Below are 23,733 nucleotides of genomic sequence, written 5' to 3' on the forward strand. Positions count from 1 at the left end.
TCTGCACGCTACGATGGGTCACTCTTTCGTTGCGTGCAGGGTGATCGTGTAATCGCCCCAAGCGGAGCTCCAGGAGGTCCATGCAGGGATGTACGTGGGGCCGCCCACGGTTATTTGATACGTTCCCGTCATGATCCCGTATCCTGTTCCTTCTTGGTCGCCCCAGTCCACGTTCGTGTCTACCAAGGCCCCGTTGATCCAGAATGCCGCCCCATTCCACGCGGCTTGCTGTGCGTAACTAACGCCGGAAATGTCCCATGTGCCTCCGCTCGGCAAAGTGATGCCGCAGGACGTTGACTTGCAATAGGCGACGGCTGAGCCTCCACCCCCGGCTGGCTTCCACACGCCGGATTGACAAAATAGTAATAAGCCCGTGCCATCACGTCCGACCAGCCCGTTTGAGGGGCACCAACTGCCCGCCGAAGCGAATCCATTGACCTGCAGGTATTCGCCTGTCGTCATGCGACCACCTGATTGAATGGAGCCAGCAGCGAAAGCATTGCCGTTTGCCGTGAGACTCTGCGTCGTGGTGTTTCCGGCGTTCAGCGATGCAGGTGCTGTTCCAGCCTGGTTTTGGATATAGAGCGTGCCGTTCTGGCGGATTGCTGAGTTAGTGCTGTCCCCATAGTAATACGTGCTCCCGACCTGAACGCCGTTCCCTACTGCAAGCTGAATTTGTTGAGCGTTGGTGATGGTGTTGCCACCCATGCTCAGGTTCGTGCTCATCGTGTTTAGCTGCGGCTGACCCGGCACCGCGTTGCGGTAGAGGTAGTTACTGGTCAACGTACCTTTGTTGAAGGTCAGCAAAGACGCCGGGCTGCCGCCCGCTACACCATAAGAAGCAGTCGGAATCTGCCACGCACCAAATGCCCCATAAGCGGTCGCAGCGCCGCCCGGATACACACCTGAGTTGTTCGTCGGGATCATGCCACCCACGCCCATTGCGGCCCGCGCTATCGATCCCAGTTCCTGGTCGTTGATCGGTGTGCCACCAGTAGCGTAAATGAGCACCTGTAGATTGCCAACAGACGGCTGCGTCACCGCTGCCGCCCACGTTTGATTGAAGGGATTTGTACCTGTGAATCCGACCGGAAGACCCACATTCGCAGCCTTCACCGCAGCAACCGATATCGGAGTTGGGGTCGTCGTGACTGTCGCAAGAAGTGTGGCATTGTTCTGGGACACGTAGCTAGACACAGCGGACACCCACTGCTGTTGTTGCTGGGCAGTCGTGACGTCCGTCATGACGTGCCGCTCCGTCGCGATGCCGCTTTGGATCTTCGGCAAGTACATCATGCCGACCAATAGGGCGAACAGCGCTCCAAGAACTTCGCTCATAATCAGTTTCCAGTTTTAACGACCGACACCACATCCCCCGTTGGGACGGTGACATTCAGGGGTTGTGGCGCCGTATTCACACCGCTCGCGCATGCTATCCACATACTTCCCGCCGACAAGCCAATCGAAGCGTCATTCTCGGAACGCACCAATACCTGCTGTAACGTACCAGTTGGCAGTGCGGCATACGCAGTGATCAGTCGCCCAGTTCCGGACACGGTCACCGCATTACTCGCGGCAAACTTCGCGATGAACACCGAGGAGTACTTTGGCGAATAGGCACTCAATTGGCTCGGTTGGATGGTGCCGGTGAAGGCCGGATTGTCCGTCATGAAGGCCATGACAGCCGACCGATAGCTCAGAAATTGTGCCGCTGCATCGTTTACCGAAACTTCCTGTGCGGTAGGTTTGATAGCCTGGAACGTGGCCGTCTGATAGGCCAAAGTTGATGTAAGTACGGCAAGTACGAGGAGAGCCATCAAGCGCATGACAACCTACCTCACCCGCCCGAGACTCATCTCGGACTGTTGCTTCAATAGCTCGTTCTTCTGACGGTCGATCTCACTCTGCAGCTGCGCGAATTCGCCCTTTCTCATATGACCGCGGATGGGGTCAGCGTCCGAGATGCAAAAGAGCGATCGTGCAGACAAGACTCGCGGCGGATTGCCCGTCTCCAGCGAACTGATGAGACTGTCGTTGATCGGTCGTGCACGGCCCCCCGTCTCAACCATACGAAGATCGATATGCACTGCGAAGCGAAAAGCATCGACGAATTGTGCCGACACGATGCCATGCCCGGCCGCGCGCGCAAATCGCTCGATTCCGTTGATCAAATCACCCCCGTGATACGTGCACAGAACCAAAAAGCCCATTTTCGAAGCCTGTGCCACAACCTCGGCCGTCTGATCATCGAGCACCTCGCCCACGAACAGTACGTTGGGCGTCGCGCGAGCCAGATCCTTTACGGTTTCGTACAAGATCTCCGGGGTCTCCACCTCAATCTGATGGATGTAGCCATTCTCATACCGGCCTTCGAGATGATCCATCTCGACAGGGCTCTCGATTGTCCACGTCACCCCACCGAGACGGCGCGCTCGTTCCTGGAGAAACGAGTAGGCTGTAGTGGTCTTGCCCGCGCCAGGACGCCCCAGAATAATGCCGATCCCGCCCCGAATCTCGGGCGACAATAGCTTATTGACGAGCGGCGCTGCGATGCCAGTGTCTTGCAGCCGGAATGGCTTGAAGCGAAACGCTCGGCAGACATAAACATGTTCGCCGTTCGCTAACTGAATGCGCTTCGCGCGCAAGCGCATACCATCTTCTGGAGGCCACTCCATCGGGAAGCCATAGCGGGAAGCTACCGCACCACGGTGATCCCATGATCGATTCAGCGCAAGAAATAGCTGCTTCAGTTCCTCCCAAGAATCCGATGGCAGCGGCGAAACCACCATAGAATCCGAGGCCGCCTTGAGCCAGCCCTTCGATGGATCTTCTCTCACGCAGAGGTCCGACCAAATGAGGTCCTTCAGTTTATTCACGTTAGGATGCGGAATCGCAATTAGTGGCCGTACACGTAAGTGATCGTCTGCGTTGCCGCGCTGTTGCATTCGGTAACGGCCGCACCAGCATCCAGCGGGTTCGACTGGCTGTACGTCGTGCCGTTAAGCGTCATGGTGACGTAGTTCGATGCCTTGTTTGCCATGTCCACGCAACCGTCGCTCGGTACGCCTGCCTCCACAATGTCGAACTGCGATGGGTTCGCATCCACGGACACCGTCACCGCCCCCCCCCACTGGTTGATCAACGTAGATCCCGCCACCATATTAGACGGAGCCAAATTAGCTGCAATCGCTGTCGTCAAACCGGTGAATGCCGTCTGCCCCGTGTAAGTATTCGCGATGTTCGTAGCAAGCTGCGTGACGTTGCTTACCTCCGTGGCAGCCTTATTCTTGTGGAAAATCGCCACCAGAATGACCACCACCGCTGCAACGCCCAACAGGCGCACCAGGTACTTAAACCATGAACCCATAATTTCATCCAACTTTCACCTCCGTCTCATGTTTCGCATTAATGAAGAATTTTGGAGTTCAGCACGCGCTTAGCTACCGCCGATCGCTCCCAGCTGCGTCGTGACGCCATTGATTGCGTACATCAGGAAGCCCATAAGCGCGTACATTCCAATCTCGGCATAGAAGCCTGCTTTCTTGGCTTGACTGAGTGCATTTCGTTCGATTTCAACCGACCAGCGCTTTGTCAGGCGTCCTACCTTCTCGTGAAACTCCTTCGCTACGGCGATCGAGCGAATGCGGTCGATGATGGCCGGGTTCGGAAATTCGAAGGGCGGTAACTTACCGTTTGCGCCTGTAGCTTCAAGCGCATCAGCAAATTCCATCCCGCCCTCTGTCATGCGGAAACGGACATGCCAGAGTCGTTCCCTTAGCCATGGGCTCGCCGTTTCCATTTGGCGATCCAATGCGTGAACATCCGGGACGCCCGCGGCGACCAGTCCAGAAAATGACGAGAGCCACTTGTAGCCCTCGATATCGCGGTAGAACGAGTACGGGAAGTAGCGCTCCGCTTTGATACGATGCGGTCCAACCCAACGCGGAAAAGAGAAGCGCACCGCATAGACTAAAGCCACGCAAACTAGTGGCGGCACAATCGACAGCCAGGACTGCGACAAATCAGCCGCCTTGTACATAACAATGCCTAATCCTTGCACCTTGCTTTCCGGCAACCCTTGCACGATGCTCGGCATCACGTAAGCGCCCACGGCCCACATCACACCATAGGTCATCGCGAGGTACAGGATTGGACGCACAGCGGCTGCCTTGTAGGCTCGGATCACTGACTCAACCCGATCATGCGAGTCGACGATCAGATCGAAGGCGTTGATCAACTCCCCCGACATCTCACCGCCGGCGATCATGGCCGCTTCTTCACGTGGGACGGCGATCGCGATCGCGCGACGCAAGGGCAGTCCTTCGCGCATGCGCCGGCAGACGTTCTCGATCAGCGCCTGAGAGCTCTTTCGCTTTCGCTTGCGCAGGATGTCGGCAAAACCGTCCAGCGCATTCTCGACAGACACGCCGTTTTCCACTTGAGAGGCTAGGTGCATATAGAGCGCCTCCCGCGTCTTCCAGTCGAACGCCTTGCGGTCGGCCGCATCCGATAGCTTGCCCCACCATCCGGTTCGCTTGCGGGTCAGGATCCGATGTTTTCGAGGTGCACGGGGACGTATCCCGATAGCGCTCAGCATCTGCGTTAGTAGCCCGCCTGATTTAGCCATTCACCACCTCCAGTGCCGGCCGGTCGAGCCCGTATTGACTGAGGTCCACGACGTCATGGAACATGTCCTTTGGCACGATTACGTCCACCATTTCCGTTACGTGGTTCGGATCCACTCGCCCCGTAAGGACATGTCGGATGGCCGTCTCCAGGAGTGGGGGATCCGCGTCCGGACGGCGGTGGAAGTTGCGCCGCGCCATCGCGGTTCCGCGATGGATAAAGTCAGCCATGAGTTTCGCGTCGGTCACAACCACTTCCATGATTCCGAACCGGCTGCCAGTTCCCTCGTGATTGCAGTGCTCGCAGCCCTCGCCTCGCACGTAGATCTGGCTCAGGTCGCCGTCTGTCGACCATGTTTTCAATGCGGCCATGACCGATTCACTCACGCGACTAGGCGCGTCTTCCGCGCGCACGCGACAATGCGGGCATAGAGGGCTCAGCAGACGCTGCGCAACTACGCCCCGCACGACCTTCGGGTCGCAGAACATCGCGCGCTTTAGCTTCGTGATGTCCATCAGTTCGAGACGTTCCGGCCACAGGAATGCGTCGGACACGTGTAAGGTCGTCGTCACCTTGTGGCCTGTCGTCGACGCCTCGAACGCCATAAGCGCTACCTCGGCGCCTCGGATTTCACCCGGAGAAATGATTTTGGGTGCCATCCGCAGCGCAGCAGCCATCGACTCAGCGTATTGTTCAGCCGTAGCTGCCTTGTCCAGAGCATTTGTCACTGGAAGCTGCGTGGACCACTCTTCCGGAAACTCGATCGGGTCCGCGATCATGATTTGCTTAAGGTAAGGACGCACACGCGCCTCTTCCATTCGCAATTCGTAGTCGGTAGTCGACTTCCCGGCACCTGTCGGGCCGGTGATAAGCAAGATTCCGTCCGGCATCGACATGATGTGACGCAGCTTTGCTATGTTCTGCTCCGTGAAACCCATCTTCGGTAGCAGAAAGTCGCCGCGCGGGGCCGGCGGAAATTTCAGGATCGGCAGGCCGGCACGACGCTCGGCCTTGACCGTGTTCGAATATTGCAAGCGCAGCACCATGAACTGGCCGCCCTGGGCAGCCGGGAACATCGGGCCACGCACGATTCGGATCGACGTTATACCCGTGTCAGGATTGAGCTTTTCGCCCGTCACCTGCGCGTTCTGTCGCTCGTGGTCACGCCACTGCGAGTCGCCCGTGGTCACCAGACCTTGCCAGATGGCGCGAACCAGCAACTGCGCCTTCTCCTGCTGATACTCGCGAAAGTGACGAAGGTCGTTGTTGACCGTCAGCTGCACAATGGCATGTTGACCCCGCAGCAGGAAGTGGATATCGGATGCCCGGTAGTAAGCCGCACACTCAATGAGCTCAAGCGCTTCCCCTCGGTTCTCGTAGCCCTCTTGCTCGGACGTCTCGGCGTCGCGTTTGCTGTAACGAAGGCCGTGACCGTCCCGCAGTTGCATCACCTCCGCTAGGCCAGTGATATGCTGCTTGATCTCGAAGCCGGCGAACTTGTTGCGCTCGATCCACGTGAGGTAAAGCGGATCTTGCGCAGTTCTCTTGTCGACATGCGCAGTCATTGTCACCCGATCGAACGCGATATTCGACGCGATCTTTTCGGTTGGCGGGATGAACTGCCGCCGCGCTCCGCCTACGTCATTCCTAACGTCCATACACCACCCCCGATATCTTCCAGTACGCCGCCCTGCCACCAGCCTTTCCGGCAACATCGCCCAGGTCCATTTCGCTCAAGCGAAGGCCCGGCACACTACTAAAATCCAGAGCAAACGGAGCCGCCGGAACTGAGAAGGAAAACTGAATTGCGGGCACGGGCGCTGGCTGAGCTTTGCCCAGCGCCGCAGCGCCGCGCTCCTTCGGAGGCGAACCCGGCATCGCGGATATAGAGACGGCGATTCCATGCTCCTGAGACCATAAGATCAGTGCAGCACGAGCGTCACGCAGCGCGATCGCATCGTCCTTGCCTTGCGGGCCGGGCGGCAACGGAAGCACCACCGACTGCGACGCGCCGTTTCCATCCTCGGATATAACAGCGTCTGGCGGAGCATAGGCAATGGTCGCGCCCGGTCCACGCTTCCAACCCACCAATAACCGCGAACCCGCACAGTGAAACGTGACGAGTTGCCATCCGTTATGCCAAGGCGGCTGCGTGTAGACGGCCTGACGGCATGCATCAAGCCAGGCGGCTGGATTCGGCGACGAGCGCAGGATCTTTCCGGAGTCGGGCGCAGCGTCCTGCGCTGCCTTGCGAGCGTTCGCTGCTACCTGTGCGTGAACTAGAGCCTGGCGCTTCTGCTCCTTAACATTCGCGGAATGCTGGTAACTGAGGTACACGCCTCCCAGACACACAATTGCGGCCACGCCCCCCAACACGACACGCGCGGAATATCGTGACGCTGTCAGCGATTCAATACCAGTACGCTTTGCTCTCGCGCGAGAAATGAGCTCTTCAAGATTCCCGAGCGTACCGTTGACGTGGTTAAAGTCCTCGAGGGACCCGTGCTCCTGGCGGGCGCGCAGAATGTCCTCGTAGGAGCCGACGACGTCACCGTCCGGCATCATCCCGTAGTTGTCCCGGACTGCGATGTACCACCACAGTCCGTCCCCGAGGTCGAATGCCCCCGCCCACGGTACCTTATGGGAATCCGCCAACAGTGCCGCAAGGCTGTACACCTTGCTCGGCCACCCGCTGCTCAGCGCAGGGCTGAAACCCACCTGAATTGCTTCGTCGCCAACTCGACGCGCGATCCAGTCCGTGCCCATCGTTGCTGCTTCCTCCGCGAGCTCCGCGCGTTCGGGCTGCACCTCGTACGACCGCCAGCGCATGCCAATCAGCCATCTTCTGCGGCCGATCGTCACGATCTCAGCACGCCCAACAGAAGGCGGAGCGGCGCGCGCACTTGCGCCGTAGGAATCCCCGATGTATTTCAAATCTGCCATGTTCGTTTGGTCAGGAGCCACGAGAGCTTTTAATGCAACCCGAGGGGCATCGCGCCCAGGATCGCGTGATTCGGCTGCCCGCTCGACTGTGCCGAGAATTCTTGCGACGTCGCTCCCGCGAATTGGAGCGAGAACACCTTGCCGCCTTGAGCCACCATGACTTGTCCCAGCTGGATGCTCTCGATCTTGCCGAGACCGCGAACCGAGTCACCTGGGTGCACCGACACGCGTGCCCCTGCCCCTAACTGGATGTTTGCCGTCCAACGGCCATCAACCATACTGACTTCCTGAACAACCGCGTCACGTTGAATCAATGGCGAAGCGCCCGGAGCTGCTAACGGCTGGCCTTGCATCGTCATATTGGCTGCGCCGGCGAATGCCTGTGACACGCCGTTGTCGTTGAAGATTCCACGACGTGCCTGATCGAGCTTGTAGTGGAGTTTGGCGTTTTCGATTTGTACTTCCGTCAATTGGCTGTCGGCATGAATCGCATCCACCGACCGGTAGTAATTCGCCCAGGCAGGTCCCGTAGCGGTATCTCCAGCGACACTGCGAGCAGGAGCACCGGCACTGGAAGCAACACCAGCGGCCGTTACTCTGCTGGGTGCGCCAACTGCAGACGTACTGGCGGGTGCTCCGAAATCCCACGAGTCTGACGTGCCCGCCGGCGCGCTAGCCGCCGGCGCCGCAGCACTGGCGTTACCACCTAACATTGATACTGCGGCACCGAGCAGCGCGGCGCGCCAAACATGCAATTTGAACCGGGTTTTCATGGAGGTTCGTCTCCTTCAAAGAACGCGGGCGGTGATCACGATTGCAATCAACTTCTTCTGACGCCCACCATCAACGCCCCCACCGAAGAGCCAGTTGGTCGGCGAACCCACGCCACTGCGGGTAACGGCCGAGTTGTCCTGCTGCAGACCCGCGAGCATCAGCGCTGCGCCTGGCGTTAGCGAAACGCTCTGCTGAAACGTTGCGGACGAAACGTTCGGCGTTTGAATGCTTGAGCCATTGCTCGAGGCGGTAGTAATGCCATTGAGAACCGAATTTGTCATGTCCATCGAGAGCAGAATCCGGCCGTTCACGACTTGGGGCAAGAACGTAGCGGTGAAGCCCGTTGTTACGACCCCCGGAGTCAGAGTCGACGTCGACCCTACGTTGGCCGTGTTCGTCGTGCCACTTTGCGCCAGATAGGTGACCTCATTCGCGACCTGCATCGGTGCAGGCTGACCGTTCAGCGTGACGACAGACTGCGTCACTGTCTCGGAGACTTGGCCAAGCGTTGACAGCGCATTGAATGCGAGCTGCGAGCCATTTAAGCTCGACGATTTACCCGCCGTTCCTGACAGTACCAAAGGGGCAAGGCTCCCCGAGCTGGGTGGAACTCCAGGAGGCGTGAGCGACAGGCCATACATGGTCGACAGCTTGCTGTAAATGACGCTCGGGCTCCACGAATAGTTATCTCCGTGCGAGAGATTTACCGAGTAAACGGATACAGAGATCAGTACCTGCTGACTCAGCTTGTCCGTCAAGCTCTTGACCCATTCCTCGACGTGCTTGACCTGCGTGGGCGAACCCGTCACGGTGATACTGCCAAGCGACGGCTCGGCGGAAATTTCGGCAGCGCCGCTAGCGCTCGAACCGGCAACCGTCTTCGCCGTTGCTGCAATCGTCTTCCAGACGTCTACGTCGTACGAATCGCCCGCAAGCGACTTGCCCGTTGTCGAACCAGTAGTACCACCCACCGTACCCGCACCGGAATTGCCATTGAGAGTACCCGGACCTGTCTGAGCAACGATCGAATTTTGCCCAGTGGATTTACGGTTGATCGCTGAGATATAGAAGGTCTTGGAGGTAGTCCGATAGAACCGCACCACGCCTTCGTCCATCTTCCACCACAGACCTGCTTCATTGGCAGCGAAGTCCAGCAGCCCCTTCACCATACCTTGGTACGAAACCCGCATAGTCGGAAGTGCTGCGTGAGCAATACTCCCGCCGGCCCCCTTCTGACTCGCTCCGGGAGCATTCAGCAATCCCGGCGGCAAAGGAAGTTGTCCGGACCCCGTCGTGTTCGCGTTGAGCGTGTCCCCGCCGCCCGCTCGTTGAACTTCCGAGATGTCGACGGGAAGCCCAACCTGCCGCGTGATATACGCAGCCAGCTCGGAAAGCGTGACTTTATTCGGCGGTTCCCATGCAATCTGGCGCTTCAGGATCGGTGAGATCTCTGGGCTAACCTGAACCGTGTCACCAAGCAGCCAGGCGCCGGAAGTCCGCGAAACGACAGCATGCTCAAGCGATGCCTTTGCTTGCTCCTCGACGACCATATCGGCGGTCTTCGTTACCGCGTTGCCGGCATCCGTGATATTTGCGCAACCACCAAGGAAGGTTGCGGCGGCCATGGTGCCCAGAACGGCGCGCGATACCTTGGGCAGCGATTCGCTCATCTTATTCATGTGCGTTTCCTTTTCCTCGAATTACTGCTGGGGGGCCACGCCCGGACCTTGTATGAGAACGGTGCGGTTACCGTCGAAAATCTTGGCACGGATCAGGGCACCGTTGGCTGCGAGCGTCTTCACGACGTCCGTCACCGCGCTAGGGAAGTCCCCCGTAAAGCTCGTCGCAGCTGCCGCAATCACATCGCGGGGCATTTGCCAGACCACCCTCCAGCCCGCGCGTTTGGCCCAATCCTTGATTTCTTCGCCGATTGGGAAGCCTTCGCGAATAGTCCATGTGTCCGCAGGTTTCGTAGCCGACACGGCGGCGTTGATGGGCGCTGCCGGTAACGTCGCGCCAGATGTGACATCAGGAGCAGACGTGGAGCCAGCATCGGTCGCGGCTGTGTCGCTACCCGCGAGCGGTTGCCATCCCGCCCGAGTGAGTACAGACGAATCGCTGGCCGCCCACGTCATCGAGGAACTAGCAGCAACCACGAGCGCGGCAATCGCCGTAGCCGCGGGACGAATGCACATAGAAGACTCCTGTGGGCGGACCTGGGTCACGGACTGCCGGGTATGTGAAGGTGAGGAAATCATGATGTACTGCCCTCGTGGTCGACAAAGCGAACTGACCGAGAGCGTGTAACGGTCACGCCGAAACCATCGGCGTCGACGACGAAGCTGTCGCCAGCCCCGCTGACACGGTAGTAGCGGCCTTTCTGCTTGCCCGGCACGACCTTGCCGTCGACTCGCACAGTGACCTTCTTCGTGCCTTCGGCCACGCGGAGGTAGACCGCACCTGACTCCGAGAACACCTCCTCGAGGCCTGCTGCGTTATGGGTTGGGTAATGGAAGGTGTCAGCGATTTCGCGCGATACGATCACGCTCGATTGACCATCGCGGACAACGAATTTTGGCGCGGCACTGATCGTCATGACGCTCGCACTGTCATCCCAAGACGACCCCAAATGCTTCCCATCTGCAGACGCAAACTGCATGGCCGCAGTCGGCCGCGCACGGAAGTGGATCTGGATGGATCCGCCGGAGCCATCCCGTATGCCGTCAGCGCCGAAATCTTTCGCGAGATACGAAATGTTCGGCGACGCTTCCTTGACGACTACTGGGGGTACGGCACCGGATGCCGGCGCTGCAGAAATAGCCGTGGTCGCAACCGACTGCGAAACAATGGGTTCGCCGACGACTGGCGGCCTTTTTCCGTCCGTATCGATACGTGCACTCACTCTGACGATAGGGCTTGTCAACGCAGGCGTAGCCGGTCTGTCGGCAGCATTTCCGCCGGCCGCGATGGTAACCCCGGTGGCATACCCACCTGGCACCGCACGAAGGATTGAGTTCGCGTCCGCGCGTCCCGCCGGCGACGAGTTGTTGACGGCCTGCGCCGTCGGGGCGGACGGCAATCCAGCATGCTGGACATGAAGCGTGATCGCCCCAGCACGGACCGTGAACGACTCTGGGGTACCCGGCAGGCGCAGGTACGGACCATCCGACAGAGCTCCTGCCACATTCGTGCGCGCGTTCCCGGATGGCTGGATGTACGTATCCTGGCCGTCATTAAAGACGAGCGTCGGCCGAACGTGCACTGGACCATCAATCCGATAGCCGAAGTCGAGCGCAGGCGCCGCGTATGCGGTATTTAGCCCGATCACTAGGCCGGACACGAAGAAAACGCATGTGCTCCGCAGCGCAGTGCAGCTTCCAATATTCGGTCTCATCGCCATTACCTCCTGTAATACGGCGTAAGTGCAAGGTCATGACGAACCAAGAAGGTGAATTGGGTACCGCCGGAGCGCGTGATCGTAGGCGGGATGTCCTTGTTTCTTGAGAGCAGATTCGTCACCACCTGCTGCAGCGTTTGAGCGAAGATCGTTCCGCCCATTTGGCTAGTGCCAAGACCTTGGTTTACCGTGACGTTCTGCTGGGTCGTATTGAGCAGAAGAGTCGCAGCCCCAATCACGAGCGCACTGCCGAAGATCTTCAAGAAGTGGCTGTTGACGTCGCCCTCGAGACCACTCGAGCCATCCATCTCGCCACCTGGCGTACCCGACAAATCAATCCACGACCCGTCCGGCCGGACAAGGCGTGTCACCGCGATAAGCACACGGCTTTGTCCCACACGGACATCGTGGTTGTATTCCCCCATCAAACGCGACCCCATGGGGATCATCAGAGAGTGACCGGTAAGGGTGTCGTAGACGTCGCTCGTCACCATTGCGGTTACTTGCCCTGGATTGTCGGTATCCAGTCCCGTCACGAGGACCGCGCGAACAGGCGTACCCTCCCCTACAATGGGCATGGCTGGAGCCGCATGCATTCTCGTCGGCACGCCATCGTCGGCTTTCTGGGAAGCCAGCCACTGATCCTGCTGCCCCGACCGAGTGCTCACCCCTACTGCGCTCCCTCCCTGGCTGCCGCCGTACGCCGACGAAAGTTGCATGACACGGTCCATCTGCTTGTCCACCACGGACTGGTTCTCCCGCATCTGATTTTTCAGGTTCGCGGCAAGCTGCTCAGATGGCGACAGTGCTGGCGATGCGCGACCTGTGTCATTCGAACGAAGCGTCTGAACGTCGTTCGCCTGAAGCGGGGAAGCGGCGATTTGTGCTTCGCGCTCGGCTTTCGCATCAGCAGCTTGCTTTTCGGCTTGAGCCGCGGACGCTAACATCTGACCAGCAGTACCATTCGCACCGGCCGGTCCTGTCCCACCTTGCGCACCGATAGCGGCAGCAGCCGCTGCATTCGGATCCGGCGCCTTAGCACTGGTCGCGGAAGCTGACGCAGCAAGTGCGGCTCGCCGCCGCTGATCCTCTGCCTGGGCTTCAGCGTCCTTCGCACTTTTGACCACCTGTGCGCCTGCCGTATCTGATGGCGTGAACGTATCAGTGCTTTTCCTGCGGTGAGACATCGGCGTGTTAGGCATGCCATAGAGGTAATACAGTCCACCACCAAGCAGTGACACGACTATTAGAAAGCCTATGGTCTTGCCCTGCTTCCGCTTCCCGCGCGTCAGGTCCTCTGTCGCTTCGCGATCAGGAGACTGGAGGGAATCCGGAATGTCGTTGCGGTCCACCCGCCTACGGGCAGGGTTGCCTTGCTCGAACGGCGACTCATGGACCTCTAACTCGTCAGACATCTTTGGCCTCAGTTCTGAGTGTTATCTTTGGAACCAATGTTCCACCAGTGCTTGCCCCGGCCCGACTCGACATAGACCTCCTGGTCGTCCAGCTTGAGCACGAAACGATCAGCAATTCGGTCAGCGATAATGAAGTTTCCCCTCAGGCGCGTGACGATAAGTTGGAGACGCTTGTGGTCGTCAGGGACGAAGACTGCTGGCATGTCTTGAACACTTGGCAGCCGGAAGAACGTCTTCGTGCCGTCGTCGAACACATCGATCGGCCGGAAGTGTGCGTCCCCCTTGATCTCGTAGCCGTAGCGAAACGAAGTCGGATCGAGCGGCGGAGTGAGAACCTGGCTGTCCAAGCGACGCTTCTCCGTAATGAATGACTCCGCCCGTGCTTGCGCCTGAAGCTGTACCTCCTTCACCTCCTCCGGATAGTTGAAACTAACTTGCTGGTAGAACTTTCCACCCGGATCCGAAGCGACGAGGTAAAACTCATAGGTTCGCTTGTTGGTGACCAGTGTCAGGCTTGTCGAGATACCCGAGCGAACAGGCTTGACATACAGATGGGTCGGCCCGCCGCTGATGCGCCACTGGATGGAGTCACCCAATACCGGCTTTTCGACAACACCCTCCCCCCGCTCCAGCTGAATATGGGTCCCCTGGCCCGACTGAGTGAGCAGAGGAAAGACCGCATCCGAGCTATAGGTGAATGTCACTATCCGATCGTCAAACGGCGACGGCGTCGGAGTTTCGGCCGGATTGCGAGTGGCGCCTTCCTTAGCATGCGCCAAGGCCACCAAGCCGAGGAATGCTGAGGTCAGGATCACGCGAGCGATCGAGCGGGCCGAATTTTTCATAAAGAAACCTTGTCGTGGATCTGCGACCACCGTCACGGAAGCCGCCATCATTGTTCCTGGTTGACGTTGAAGCTCTTCACATAGATTCCGCCCGGGTTTATCTTGACCTGCTCAATGGTCGTCGTCGGGATACGCGTGTAGGTGATGGTCATGGCCCAGGTCGAAACTTTCGGCTGAGAGCCCGATGCACTGCGCTCCGTAAGAGTGAATCGGATGATGACTGTGTCATCCGTGATGAAGTTGACAGTCAGGCGATCGAACGTCCGGCGCAAAGTTGGCGTATCGTGCAGACGGGAGTAAGGATTTTCTTTGTGCAGCAACGCGTTGAGCTGATCGGTCGCCTGGCCGACGGTCATCTTCCCGGCGAGCGCCAGATTGTTATCGATCGTCGACGCGTTGATGTCGTAGACGTTGTTGATCCAATCCGAAAGGAAATACGCAACAGCGTCGCGGTCTGGCACGTAGGAGGAAGGGCCGCTAAGGTCCGACGTTAGTCGCCCGCCCTTATCTTCGCGCACAACGATCGTCTGGATCGTTTTTAAGGGCACGAGCACGACCCACGCGACCGAATTGACGAGTGTAAGAACGCCTAGGAATACCGTAGCCAGGAACCAGCGATTGGCAGTGATCCGCTCCATCTCTCCACGAGCGAAATACTTCCGCACCGCGGATTCCCTGACCGGCCCTGGAGTGAACGGTGGAACCGACGGTCGCTTGGACGATTCAGCCCGATTAGTGGGCTTTTGGCTAGATGTCTTCATGCCACACATTCTCCTGATGAGCGTCATGCATCGGGACTTGAATGCGAGCGGCAATCCGGGGGTTTTCTACGTGCTGGGAATCATGAAACCTCGGGCTTCAGTCTGTCAGTAATATTCTTCGACGCGTTCGGTCAGAACAGGCCGCAGCGCGCAAGGACTTGTATATCCAGCTATTTTCAGTTCTCGTCGCGCCAAATCACCTTAGTCTGACGTTCGGGTGAATGAATGAGACCGGAGACACGATTCATCATTGCGGTTTGCCACGTGGCGACTAGACGATATGATTGCTTCAAGTGCGGAGATATCACTTCGCGCATCCCCAACAACCATCGAGGTTGTAATGTCCATCATTACAGTAGTCCCGGAACATCGTGGTCGAGCCCAGCGGTACGCCTACGTCTACGGCGCAATGAAGGTTCTCGAGAGGCCCGACGAGAGCGCCATGAGATATTTCGATCCGGGCACACAAATCCTCGGCATCGAAGACGTGAATAACGTCGTCACCATCAAGTACCGAAGCAGGGCCGCCCTCGTCCAGTATTCCGGGCTTCTCCTCCAGGCGTGGAAGCATGTCGCAGTCTCGGTCGATGTTCCCTTCCTCCGTCACGTGACGCTGGACGGAGCGGTCGTGGTCGGCGATCCGAACGCTCACCCGGAACAGTACGAAACGAAGGTCGAGCGGGGCGCTCCCTTTCGCGGCAACATCTTTCCTGAAGACGGTGCAAGGACGCTTTCGCTTGGGATGGTGATAGGCGCCCTTCATGTGCCGGGCCACCCTTACCCGCTCGCAAAGGATGCGCCGAAGCTAATCGGAGCGCATATCGGTGGAATGGGCTGGCAAAGCGGCGTGGTTGTGGTGGAGTGGAACACACCTGAAGCTTTCTTGGCTTACGGCTACATCGTCATGTACGCATGGCGCGTCGCTGGCAACGATCCGGCGCCGGGGACTATCCGCCATGTGCTGCCGGATGGCAGCCACGTCGAGTGCAATCTGTGGGAGGAAGACCCTTGGAAGACCGTGGTTAGCGTCATCGGCCGGCATCACACGAAGTAACCGCGAGCACGCAACTTCCCGGCTTGGAAACGCAAAAGAGTCGCACCAATCCTACGGTGGCGTTACACGCCGGCGGTCACGAACGGCCTACATCCACCTCCCAACCGCCGCCATAGTCGTGCCACTGCTCTCCGGCACCACCACCCGGGGTTGAGCCTGGGCCGGTGCCGCCAGAGTTGCCCGATTGAGGACCGCCGCCAAAGGATCCGGCGTTACCATCACTCGGAGCAGGCAATGCCGGAGTAGCACTGAACGATCCCGTTTCGCTCGAAACAGACGGACCACCAGCGCGGGCCGCGCCCCCATCTCCCCCTCCTCCTCCGTCGCCCCCCCCCGATTTATCCGCCCCCTTTTCTCCGCCGGCTTCCTTGCCACCCTCTGCCATTGCCCCCGCAGCAGCACCCAGGGCAGCCCCCGCAGCTGCCATTGCCGCTTTATTGAAACTCGCGTGGCCAACCGCTGCGCCACCAAACAGCGAGCTCGCGATCCGCGGGATTTCCTTAAACAGATGGGTCAGGATCCAAGTGATGCCCAGCAGTCCTAGGAGGCCCGCAATCGAAATGCCCGAGGTAGAGTCAATCGTTGCTGGGTTCGCACTAGAGATTTGTGACTGCGCAGAGGTCAGCATGGCGGACACAAGTGACAAAACAACACTGATAACCATCTGATACGCAGACGCGCCCAAAAGGAACTTTAGCCAGCCCTTGAAAAAGTCGCTCGACCACTTACACACAGCGCACGCAACAAACAACGGTCCTACCGCAACACCAATGGCGACCATAAGTATCCCAGTCAGCATTACCCCGACTAGCTCACCTACCGAAATGACGGCAAAGATCAGTGCCGCAAGAATAATTACCGAGCCCAGAATCACTTGCGCAATGATGCCGATCGTCCACTTAAGCAACGGTATGCAGCCCAATGATTGGAAGAAGGCCACAATCGTCGAAGCAAACGTATTGAAGATATGTTGCATGAAAGTAGAGATGGCACTCGACGCAGATGACGATCCTGTCGCTGCCTGCGTAAAGGAGCTCAAAAGTCCTTGCAGGCCACCGCTCGTGCCAACTAGCGAAGCATAGGAGCCTAGGCATGCGGCCACGATCACGGCTGGAACCAACGAGCCAACCACGATCCCCATGAAGCTATCTCCACTTCCAGCAAAGGAATCCAGAATGCCCCACAGGAAATAAGACAGCGCGAGAACCCCTGCAAGCGTCAGCGCGATGGGAGTGGCGCTAGATGCCATGGAGTTTGCCTTAGAGGCAATGGTCGACTGCGCGCTATTGATCGGTGACAGGATGATGTTCGAGATCGAACTTATCGCCGTCCAGTTCGCCGTGTCACCAGGTGATAAGGGCGTGCAAGCAGACGTGCTGATAGCATTTGCCAGGTCGCCCACACCCTCTGCGCGGCTTTGGACCGGCATGACCAACAAAAGCGGCAAAACCAACATCAAGATGGTTCGCTTCCAAAAGTCCATGATCATGCCATTTCTCACACGTAAGACTGTCGAGGTTAGTAGCCAAGGATGTTGGTGGCGGTGGAAACGCCCCTCACACCATTCGCAGCCTTCTGTGCCATTGCGCTACCGTTAGAAATTGCCTGCTGCGACGACTGCGTGTCTGCGGCGTTAACGGACTGCTTATACGCCTCCTGGCGCACTAGCGTCTGGATACCTTGAAGCGTTGCCTGGTTAATCTCTGAGATGTTGTCGAGCGAAGCGTTCGTGATCGCGATCGAGTCGTTCGTACCGAGCAGGCCCGTGTTCTTAGTGACTATCGACTGTCGTTGCTGCATGGTTTTCTGCAACTCGTTCGACATGTTCGTATAGTTTGCAATCAGCGAAGTGGCATTTTGCTGCCCCGCTGCCGACTGGCCCGCGAGGTTTTGCATATAGCTCGAGAAACTGCCGTTCGTCGGATTAGCCGCATACTGCGACATCACACCCTGAACGAAGTTGGCTTGACCACCCAACTGCTGCATCAGCGACGCGTCGACGTTCCACTGATTCATCAGCCCCGACACAGCCTGGTCCGCGCCCACGGCCGAACTGATACCCGATAGGTTCGTGACGGTGTTTGCGGAGTTTTTAATCGAATTCTGCAGCATCTGAACTTCACGCACCGCGGACTCGATCTGCAGCTGCTCCTGCGCGAGCGTGTGAGCAGCCGTCTGGATATTCTGCGCAAAGTTTGTCGGATCGAAAACGATTGAACCCCCGCCCCCGCCGCCAGCGATAGCTGGAATTGCACTCGCGGACAGCGTGAGGAGCGCGATGAGCTTAGGCAGTCTGCGCGTCGACGTCTTCTTCACTTTCAGGTTCACTGTCATAATCCACTCGTTTAATGGTAGCGGCTTCGGCAAGGTAGTCGTCAAGCCAGTCGGGGTTAGTCTTTTCGGTAGCCTTGTGCCTCTTGAAGATTGTGTGCAGGTGTTTCTCCGACCGCAGGTAATTCAGAACTTCCGGGGTGAACACCGTTTGAACGACCCTTGTGAAGTTGTCCTGCACGAACATGTAATCGAGGCGAGGTCGCAGACGACCAACCCGATTTATCTGCGTGTCATTAAGACCGAAGTTCTTCTTGTAGAACTCGCGGTGTGACTCGACCTTGTTGTTGTACATCAGGATAGTCGTCTTGATGTTGTCGATAAGGTCCTCGCGTACGGGGCCATTAATCGAGCCAGGACTCTGCACCGTGAGCCATACGAAAGCGTTCTTCTTCCGGAATGTCTTGAGCCAGTCGCCGATTTTTTTTGCGAACGTTTCGATTTGAAGAAGAAAAGATGCTTCTTCCAGGTAGATGAAAGTCGGTCGCCCATCGAGCGACATGTCAATGCATCGAAACGCGTATTCCATGAACATCTCGAACAGACGAGGAGTCGCTGCCAGTTCCTTCATCTCGATCGCAGTCCATGCTTCGAGACTTAAGTCATTTTCCTCGTTGTCGAAAATCCCATACGGTCGATCATGCAGCCATTCACCAATGGCCTCCGACATCTGCGGCGGGCAAAGTGCATGGAACGTTGCAATTGTCCTAGGGCTGACGAAGTGCTCGTCATACATGTTGCCGAGGATTCGGTCAATCTCCTCGCGATCTTCCGGCAGAACCTCGTACCCCGAGAGTTCCAGCATCCGCATGAGGAACTCGCGAACCCATATGCGGCTGTAGTCCGTGCCGTCGACCAGCTTGAACGGATTCAACCGTAGCGACCTAGCCTTGTAGTCGAGGTACTTGCCGCCATGCAGGAAGGTCGTGATCTCAACCGATCCATCTCGGTCAAAGATGAAGGTGTTCACATCGCCGTACTTCTGGAACTGTGACAAGCAGAAGTTCACGAATGTCGTCTTGCCCGACTCCGTTGGAGCGATGAGGATCGCATGGCCGACTTGGCCGACGTGCGGCACCCACCGATATTGACAACCGTAGCTGTCAATGAACATTGCGTGCGGAGGCATCCGCTTTTTTATTACCTCGGAGAAGTGAGCGTGAATCCGCGGGCCCGGATTCATTGTGTAGATCGGCGCCAAGTCTGCCACGTTGTCCACGTGAATCAGATGGTAGCGAGCCTGCCACTGCCAATTTCCCGGCATCATTGCCGCGTAGCTCGGACCTAGATTCTCTCTCTCACGCAGCGTAAGGAGACGTTTGAGTGAGAACAGCCGCTCAATGTGTGCACAACGCCTCTCGAGATTCTCTCGGCTACGGTCAAAGACCATTACCGACAAGTTGTAATACGCTGCGTTCGGGCCACCGCCTGTCAGGCGCTTGAGGGCGCCTTCGGCGTCCGCAACGAGCTCCGCCTTCCCGGGAGCGGCCTCCGGCTTCCTACCAGTTGCTTTCGACATGATCGTCGCGGCCAAGGAATACTGGGTCATCTTGAGGAAGTTCCGGACGTCCGTCAGTTCCTTTTCACTCGCCTCCTTACCCATGCACCGCACGATCTGCGTCACGACCAGTTCGTTGTCGGATCGGAGCAAGTTCTCGAGCAGCATCGGATTCGATCGGGTCGGCCATTGTTTTGCACCGTAGATCGCCGCATACCGGTCACCGCGGTTGCCCGTGAAGCGGATAACGTCGGAGCCCACGACGACCGAATCCGCCGGCAGCCAACCATCCAGCATGGCGTAGTCCGGTCGCTCAACGACCTCAAACTCGCTGGCAGGATTCACGATCTGGAACAGTGCTTGGTCGAATTCGCGCTCCTGCAGCCGGCGGAAGGACAAAGCAGGCGAGGCGCCGATGAACCCGGAGAGGATCTGCTCGAACGCCTTCCAGTTCATTTCGAGCTGTCGACGATCGCGCGCAAGCCCTGAGGCCGTTGATACTGATCCGTTCATCGCCTTAAGGTACGCCAGCGGCCCCGAAATCTGCTCTTCGGCCTCGATATGGCGAGCCCGGTCCATCACGCCATCGACACCCGTGTTCCCCGTGTAGAGCACGAAGAGCCAGTGGTGCATCTGGTAGAAAGATCCGTTGAGAAATGGTCGCGCATACGCATCGTCAACTCGGCGGGCAACTTCGTTCTTGAAGGTTTGCTTGAGGTAGCTGTACGCCTTTTTTCGTTTGGTTGTGATCCAAAGCGTGATCCGCTCGTCGAGGTTTGCGTTGATTGCGCGCTCGAACTCTTCGACAGCACGATCGACCAGTTCGTCATCAATGTTGTCGGGATCGAGACCTGAGAATTCGAACCCTGCCAGCAAGGAACCATCCTTGTTCAAGATGACACTGTCCGAGAGGTAGGTCATCCAAGGGAGCAGCTCTTGAAGCGGGCGCTCTTCTTCCTTGACTAGGTAAACGGGTTGCAGCGGGTCAGCCGACTTTGCCATGAAAAGTACCTATCCAGTTCGCCCGACTAGCACCGAAAGTCACGCCCGAAACCTTTCGGACGTTGCCCTCGACCTCGGAGATTCTCGCGAGGCCACGGGTGGTAACGATCAGCCATCTGGTTGTAGTTCTTTCTGATCTCCGTCGAAAAGAGATCATGCCGAAACTGATTCTTGTAGTAGGCCTGCGCAACAAACGCGGCACCGATCGGTAGGATCGTCGCCCACCAGTGCCATTGGTATGCCAGGTATCCCACGACAAAGGCCGATCCGTAGATGACGGCGGTGTGCGCACCGCTTAAACCTCCGGACATCTTCGGATTCACGATTGCCTGGATGATGGGACTTGTACGCATGCCTACTTGCTCACCACGTTAGATGGAGCACTGGGAGTTCAGGCCCAATTGCGTGATGATCGTGACGGCAACGCTCGCCAGCACGGTCGGCACGCCGATTTTCACGGTCAAATCGGCCATATCGTTCTTGTTCATGTAGTGAGCGATGGCCCAAAGCAGAACCGCAGCGACCGCTACGATAGCCACGATCCCTTTCAGGATCGACGGGATAATGCACAGACCCTGTACGTTCACCGACGAACTCTGCGCCATCACTTTCTCGCTCGCGAGGAGCACCGCGACGAAGACCGCCGCTTGCACCGACGACAGACGGGACACCTTGGTTGCGTTTTTAGCAAATCGATTCGACAACGTACTTTCCATTTTCAACTCCTTTGACACGAATGATTTCACCGACACGACGGACATAATTGAACTTGCCGTCATCCCCCTGCTCCACCGACCGCGTAACGTGCACACATACATGCACGGCGCGGGCAATATATCCACGAACCGCATCCGGCGACAAACTTGCGTCTGGTGGCAGGCTCATCTGATAGAGCATCTCCAACACGTACAACATGTCTTCAGCCGAACTGGCATGTACAGTACTCAACGATCCGTCGTGCCCCGAGTTGAAAGCACGGATCAAATCGAACGTTTCCGAACCTCGCGTCTCGCCGAGAATTAGTCGGTCAGGCCTGGAGCGCAGCGTGTGTTGCACCACTAGCTGCGCCGTCACTCCTTTCGACGCATTCGTCAGCAGGCGGACGTGGTGCTTCAGTTCGGGCTCAAGTTCGAGCGAGTCTTCGACCGAGATCACACGCTCGTACGCCGGAATGCACATGCAAAGAGCGTTCGCGAGCGTGGTCTTCCCACTGCCCGTTGGCCCACCCACCATGATGTTTTTCTTCTCCGTCACGAATAGGTCGGTCAGCCAGTCAGCCTGCTGCTGGGTCAGCATTCCGCGCTCAACGAGCTGACCAAGGTTCGGTCGCTTTCCGCCCTGTTGGTGCTTCCGGATACACAGAGACGGCCCACCGTGCGACGCCGGGGCAAGTGCACCGGCAATGCGCAGATTCTCGACCGACGCAGAAATGAAGGTTTTCGCGGAGTTTGCCTGTACGTTCTCGTTGACGGACTTCGCGAGCGCAACGATAGCGCTCTCAATCTGGACATCCTTGAGACCTGCGTCCTCAATGAAGATCATCTCGCCGGCGCGCTCGGCGTACACGATGCCGCCCGCATTCACCATGACCTCATTCACGAGAGGATCCTCGAACAGGGAATTCAGTGGCTCGAGGTTCTTCCTGAGCACTTCCATCACGTGAGCCTTTTCGGACATCCTTTTTCCCCAATGCAGCGTAGCGTATATCTGGGAGAAATTTTCGAGTGTGACGTTGCCCGTACCTGAACGAAAGGCCCTGTGATTACCAGCTCTTTCAGCTTTTCTAAATATGAACGGCTTTGAAGGCTCTAAATGCGCATGGCCTTGCTGAGACAGCGTCTGTCGCCCCCACCCAACTGAGAGATGGGAACTTACGGGATCGACGTATTCAGCTGCGGCTCTGGAAATTGCCTACGGTGAACCAGGTCATCAACCCCAGCCCAAGGAACAGGCTGGAAACGATCCAGTGTCCCAGCGGCCACGGGCTAAACGGAACGAAGAAGAGCCACCCGATGAAAATCGCCGCTGCCGAAGCGCTGAGATTGAAGCTGATAGGGTTATAGAGACCGAATTCACTCCGCTTCACTGAGCGAACGACCACGCCATCCACCACGCATGGGAGAAAGATCCCGACTAGGCCCACAACATAGAATGGCCAGAAAGCCGTCCATCTCCAGATCACCCGATACATGTAGCGCCAAACTCGCTCCATGTAGCCATCCATAATCGAGCCGGCCCACGCGTAGCCCTTGTAACCCGAAGCTTGCGCTTTCTGGTAGTCGTTGACGGTCAGCCCCACCATCCCAGTGTTGACGAACCACGACTGGAACACTCCGGTCGCGCTCTTCGTAATCGCGTCCACGTTGGACCGACTACTGGTCACAAATGCGAGTTCAGAAGGCGCGATCTTGAAACTGTCCGACGGCATGAACATCGGGCAGATAAGAAGCGTAAGAATCGGCGCGATGATCCACCAAAAATAGACCTTCCCGGCAAACGGATTGTCTCGGATCTTTGCCATATCAGATGCCAGCCCTCATTGCGTTTGCCATAACATGTCGCACCACACGGCGAGCGATCGGTTCAGGCATAAGCCGCGAAACAAGCAGCACAGTAGACTCGTCGCGATTGTTATCGACACCATCCTCCGCCGGTCTGCGAGTCACCGTAATTTCGCCATTGCCATTTCGGGTGACGAACGTCATAAGGGATTCCATCAGCGGATCCCAGGACACCACTCCATCGACAACACGAGCCTCGACGCTCAGATCAAACACGTCGGTTGCCCGACGAAGAAGCGCAACGAGGTAGGCAACGAATGCTTCCATGTCGCCCTGCTTCTCTGTTGCACGATATGCCGATACGGCATCGATCAGACAGTCTCTCAGAAGTGGACCGTCGCGGCCGGGCAACGCGCAGCTCAAATGAGCAGCGAGACTATCCGAAGCGGATTCGAGCAATGCGTGGTCGAGCCAGATGTCGCGGGCCTTCGGGAACAGCATGCCGTCGCGCGCCACCTTGGACATCGCAACTGGTACGACCATCGTGTCTGTGATTTCATTCATTCGACAGGTTCTCCTCAGCCAA

The 23,733-nt window shown here is 57.8% G+C and carries 22 protein-coding genes; 1 reads left to right on the forward strand and 21 read right to left on the reverse strand.

Going from position 1 to position 23,733, the window contains the following annotated elements; genetic code table 11:
* Positions 1-18: 18 nt before the first annotated feature.
* The 14 genes from pilV to PTE31013_RS19805 all read right to left on the reverse strand — a co-directional run bounded on the left by pilV (position 19) and on the right by PTE31013_RS19805 (position 14,761).
* Entirely contained in the window at positions 19-1,338 is a 1,320-nt protein-coding gene (pilV, locus tag PTE31013_RS19740; RefSeq protein WP_150614372.1) for a shufflon system plasmid conjugative transfer pilus tip adhesin PilV, read from the reverse strand.
* A 2-nt stretch (positions 1,339-1,340) separates the two neighbouring features.
* Complete coding sequence (gene pilM / locus PTE31013_RS19745; protein WP_150614373.1) at positions 1,341-1,826, reverse strand: type IV pilus biogenesis protein PilM; 486 nt, start codon at positions 1,824-1,826, stop codon at positions 1,341-1,343.
* Positions 1,827-1,832: 6 nt separating this feature from the next.
* Positions 1,833-2,876, reverse strand: coding sequence for an ATPase, T2SS/T4P/T4SS family (locus tag PTE31013_RS19750; RefSeq protein ID WP_174978641.1), 1,044 nt, complete (start codon positions 2,874-2,876; stop codon positions 1,833-1,835).
* A gap of 20 nt (positions 2,877-2,896) precedes the next feature.
* Positions 2,897-3,379 carry a type 4 pilus major pilin gene (locus PTE31013_RS19755; protein WP_150614375.1) on the reverse strand — a complete coding sequence of 161 codons (483 nt, stop codon included), beginning with the start codon at positions 3,377-3,379 and terminating at the stop codon, positions 2,897-2,899.
* 57 nt (positions 3,380-3,436) lie between these two features.
* On the reverse strand, positions 3,437-4,627 hold the full coding sequence (locus PTE31013_RS19760) for a type II secretion system F family protein (RefSeq protein ID WP_150609139.1): 1,191 nt from the start codon (positions 4,625-4,627) through the stop codon (positions 3,437-3,439).
* On the reverse strand, positions 4,620-6,191 hold the full coding sequence (locus PTE31013_RS19765; RefSeq protein ID WP_174978642.1) for an ATPase, T2SS/T4P/T4SS family: 1,572 nt from the start codon (positions 6,189-6,191) through the stop codon (positions 4,620-4,622). Before PTE31013_RS19765 ends, PTE31013_RS19760 begins: the two co-directional genes overlap by 8 nt.
* Positions 6,192-6,273: 82 nt before the next feature.
* On the reverse strand, positions 6,274-7,569 hold the full coding sequence (gene pilO2, locus PTE31013_RS19770; protein ID WP_150614377.1) for a type 4b pilus protein PilO2: 1,296 nt from the start codon (positions 7,567-7,569) through the stop codon (positions 6,274-6,276).
* Positions 7,570-7,598: 29 nt separating this feature from the next.
* Positions 7,599-8,342: a type IV pilus biogenesis protein PilP gene (pilP, locus tag PTE31013_RS19775; RefSeq protein ID WP_150609145.1), complete on the reverse strand. Its 744-nt coding sequence runs from the start codon at positions 8,340-8,342 to the stop codon at positions 7,599-7,601.
* Positions 8,343-8,357: 15 nt separating this feature from the next.
* The gene (locus PTE31013_RS19780) at positions 8,358-10,022 is read right to left on the reverse strand and encodes a hypothetical protein (protein WP_150609147.1); all 1,665 of its coding nucleotides are present in this window, start codon (positions 10,020-10,022) and stop codon (positions 8,358-8,360) included.
* A 21-nt stretch (positions 10,023-10,043) separates the two neighbouring features.
* Positions 10,044-10,538, reverse strand: a complete 495-nt coding sequence (locus tag PTE31013_RS19785; protein ID WP_174966663.1) for a toxin co-regulated pilus biosynthesis Q family protein — start codon at positions 10,536-10,538, stop codon at positions 10,044-10,046.
* A 59-nt stretch (positions 10,539-10,597) separates the two neighbouring features.
* Positions 10,598-11,737: a hypothetical protein gene (locus PTE31013_RS19790; protein WP_150609151.1), complete on the reverse strand. Its 1,140-nt coding sequence runs from the start codon at positions 11,735-11,737 to the stop codon at positions 10,598-10,600.
* A gap of 5 nt (positions 11,738-11,742) precedes the next feature.
* On the reverse strand, positions 11,743-13,155 hold the full coding sequence (locus PTE31013_RS19795) for a TraB/TrbI/VirB10 family type IV secretion system protein (protein WP_150609153.1): 1,413 nt from the start codon (positions 13,153-13,155) through the stop codon (positions 11,743-11,745).
* An 8-nt stretch (positions 13,156-13,163) separates the two neighbouring features.
* Positions 13,164-14,048 carry a TrbG/VirB9 family P-type conjugative transfer protein gene (locus PTE31013_RS19800; RefSeq protein ID WP_174978643.1) on the reverse strand — a complete coding sequence of 295 codons (885 nt, stop codon included), beginning with the start codon at positions 14,046-14,048 and terminating at the stop codon, positions 13,164-13,166.
* Positions 14,048-14,761 (reverse strand): VirB8 family type IV secretion system protein, encoded by a 714-nt coding sequence (locus PTE31013_RS19805; protein WP_174966664.1) that lies wholly within the window; start codon positions 14,759-14,761, stop codon positions 14,048-14,050. The genes PTE31013_RS19800 and PTE31013_RS19805 overlap by 1 nt, the downstream gene beginning before the upstream one ends.
* A gap of 340 nt (positions 14,762-15,101) precedes the next feature.
* Between PTE31013_RS19805 and PTE31013_RS19810 the strand changes: the two genes are divergently transcribed.
* On the forward strand, positions 15,102-15,815 hold the full coding sequence (locus PTE31013_RS19810; RefSeq protein WP_150609159.1) for a hypothetical protein: 714 nt from the start codon (positions 15,102-15,104) through the stop codon (positions 15,813-15,815).
* Between the two features lie 76 nt (positions 15,816-15,891).
* On the opposite strand, the gene PTE31013_RS19815 is transcribed toward PTE31013_RS19810, so the two are convergent.
* The 7 genes from PTE31013_RS19815 to PTE31013_RS19845 all read right to left on the reverse strand — a co-directional run bounded on the left by PTE31013_RS19815 (position 15,892) and on the right by PTE31013_RS19845 (position 23,711).
* Positions 15,892-17,304: a type IV secretion system protein gene (locus tag PTE31013_RS19815; protein WP_150614378.1), complete on the reverse strand. Its 1,413-nt coding sequence runs from the start codon at positions 17,302-17,304 to the stop codon at positions 15,892-15,894.
* Positions 17,305-17,333: 29 nt separating this feature from the next.
* Positions 17,334-18,149, reverse strand: a complete 816-nt coding sequence (locus PTE31013_RS19820; protein WP_150609163.1) for a TrbJ/VirB5 family protein — start codon at positions 18,147-18,149, stop codon at positions 17,334-17,336.
* Positions 18,100-20,646 (reverse strand): VirB4 family type IV secretion system protein, encoded by a 2,547-nt coding sequence (locus PTE31013_RS19825; protein ID WP_150609165.1) that lies wholly within the window; start codon positions 20,644-20,646, stop codon positions 18,100-18,102. Before PTE31013_RS19825 ends, PTE31013_RS19820 begins: the two co-directional genes overlap by 50 nt.
* Positions 20,647-21,017: 371 nt before the next feature.
* On the reverse strand, positions 21,018-21,362 hold the full coding sequence (locus tag PTE31013_RS19830; RefSeq protein WP_150609167.1) for a hypothetical protein: 345 nt from the start codon (positions 21,360-21,362) through the stop codon (positions 21,018-21,020).
* Entirely contained in the window at positions 21,331-22,323 is a 993-nt protein-coding gene (locus PTE31013_RS19835) for a TadA family conjugal transfer-associated ATPase (RefSeq protein ID WP_150614379.1), read from the reverse strand. The genes PTE31013_RS19830 and PTE31013_RS19835 overlap by 32 nt, the downstream gene beginning before the upstream one ends.
* 211 nt (positions 22,324-22,534) lie before the next feature.
* Positions 22,535-23,167: an IncC plasmid conjugative DNA transfer DtrJ family protein gene (locus PTE31013_RS19840; RefSeq protein ID WP_150609171.1), complete on the reverse strand. Its 633-nt coding sequence runs from the start codon at positions 23,165-23,167 to the stop codon at positions 22,535-22,537.
* A 1-nt stretch (position 23,168) separates the two neighbouring features.
* Positions 23,169-23,711, reverse strand: coding sequence for a hypothetical protein (locus tag PTE31013_RS19845; protein ID WP_150609173.1), 543 nt, complete (start codon positions 23,709-23,711; stop codon positions 23,169-23,171).
* Positions 23,712-23,733 lie beyond the last annotated feature (22 nt).

The organism is Pandoraea terrigena, assembly GCF_902459705.1.
Lineage (GTDB): Bacteria > Pseudomonadota > Gammaproteobacteria > Burkholderiales > Burkholderiaceae > Pandoraea > Pandoraea terrigena.

Excerpts from the sequence above, each read along its gene's own strand:
- PTE31013_RS19760 (WP_150609139.1), bottom strand. The coding sequence starts at position 4,627 with ATGGCTAAATCAGGCGGGCTACTAACGCAGATGCTGAGCGCTATCGGG.
- PTE31013_RS19820 (WP_150609163.1), bottom strand. The coding sequence starts at position 18,149 with ATGACAGTGAACCTGAAAGTGAAGAAGACGTCGACGCGCAGACTGCCT.
- PTE31013_RS19845 (WP_150609173.1), bottom strand. The coding sequence starts at position 23,711 with ATGAATGAAATCACAGACACGATGGTCGTACCAGTTGCGATGTCCAAG.
- pilO2 (WP_150614377.1), bottom strand. The coding sequence starts at position 7,569 with ATGGCAGATTTGAAATACATCGGGGATTCCTACGGCGCAAGTGCGCGC.
- PTE31013_RS19810 (WP_150609159.1), top strand. The coding sequence starts at position 15,102 with ATGTCCATCATTACAGTAGTCCCGGAACATCGTGGTCGAGCCCAGCGG.
- PTE31013_RS19835 (WP_150614379.1), bottom strand. The coding sequence starts at position 22,323 with ATGTCCGAAAAGGCTCACGTGATGGAAGTGCTCAGGAAGAACCTCGAG.
- pilV (WP_150614372.1), bottom strand. The coding sequence starts at position 1,338 with ATGAGCGAAGTTCTTGGAGCGCTGTTCGCCCTATTGGTCGGCATGATG.
- pilM (WP_150614373.1), bottom strand. The coding sequence starts at position 1,826 with ATGCGCTTGATGGCTCTCCTCGTACTTGCCGTACTTACATCAACTTTG.
- PTE31013_RS19800 (WP_174978643.1), bottom strand. The coding sequence starts at position 14,048 with ATGGCGGCTTCCGTGACGGTGGTCGCAGATCCACGACAAGGTTTCTTT.
- PTE31013_RS19790 (WP_150609151.1), bottom strand. The coding sequence starts at position 11,737 with ATGAGACCGAATATTGGAAGCTGCACTGCGCTGCGGAGCACATGCGTT.
- PTE31013_RS19785 (WP_174966663.1), bottom strand. The coding sequence starts at position 10,538 with ATGTGCATTCGTCCCGCGGCTACGGCGATTGCCGCGCTCGTGGTTGCT.
- PTE31013_RS19805 (WP_174966664.1), bottom strand. The coding sequence starts at position 14,761 with ATGAAGACATCTAGCCAAAAGCCCACTAATCGGGCTGAATCGTCCAAG.
- PTE31013_RS19840 (WP_150609171.1), bottom strand. The coding sequence starts at position 23,167 with ATGGCAAAGATCCGAGACAATCCGTTTGCCGGGAAGGTCTATTTTTGG.
- PTE31013_RS19765 (WP_174978642.1), bottom strand. The coding sequence starts at position 6,191 with ATGACTGCGCATGTCGACAAGAGAACTGCGCAAGATCCGCTTTACCTC.
- PTE31013_RS19780 (WP_150609147.1), bottom strand. The coding sequence starts at position 10,022 with ATGAATAAGATGAGCGAATCGCTGCCCAAGGTATCGCGCGCCGTTCTG.
- PTE31013_RS19815 (WP_150614378.1), bottom strand. The coding sequence starts at position 17,304 with ATGATCATGGACTTTTGGAAGCGAACCATCTTGATGTTGGTTTTGCCG.
- pilP (WP_150609145.1), bottom strand. The coding sequence starts at position 8,342 with ATGAAAACCCGGTTCAAATTGCATGTTTGGCGCGCCGCGCTGCTCGGT.
- PTE31013_RS19830 (WP_150609167.1), bottom strand. The coding sequence starts at position 21,362 with ATGGAAAGTACGTTGTCGAATCGATTTGCTAAAAACGCAACCAAGGTG.
- PTE31013_RS19825 (WP_150609165.1), bottom strand. The coding sequence starts at position 20,646 with ATGGCAAAGTCGGCTGACCCGCTGCAACCCGTTTACCTAGTCAAGGAA.
- PTE31013_RS19795 (WP_150609153.1), bottom strand. The coding sequence starts at position 13,155 with ATGTCTGACGAGTTAGAGGTCCATGAGTCGCCGTTCGAGCAAGGCAAC.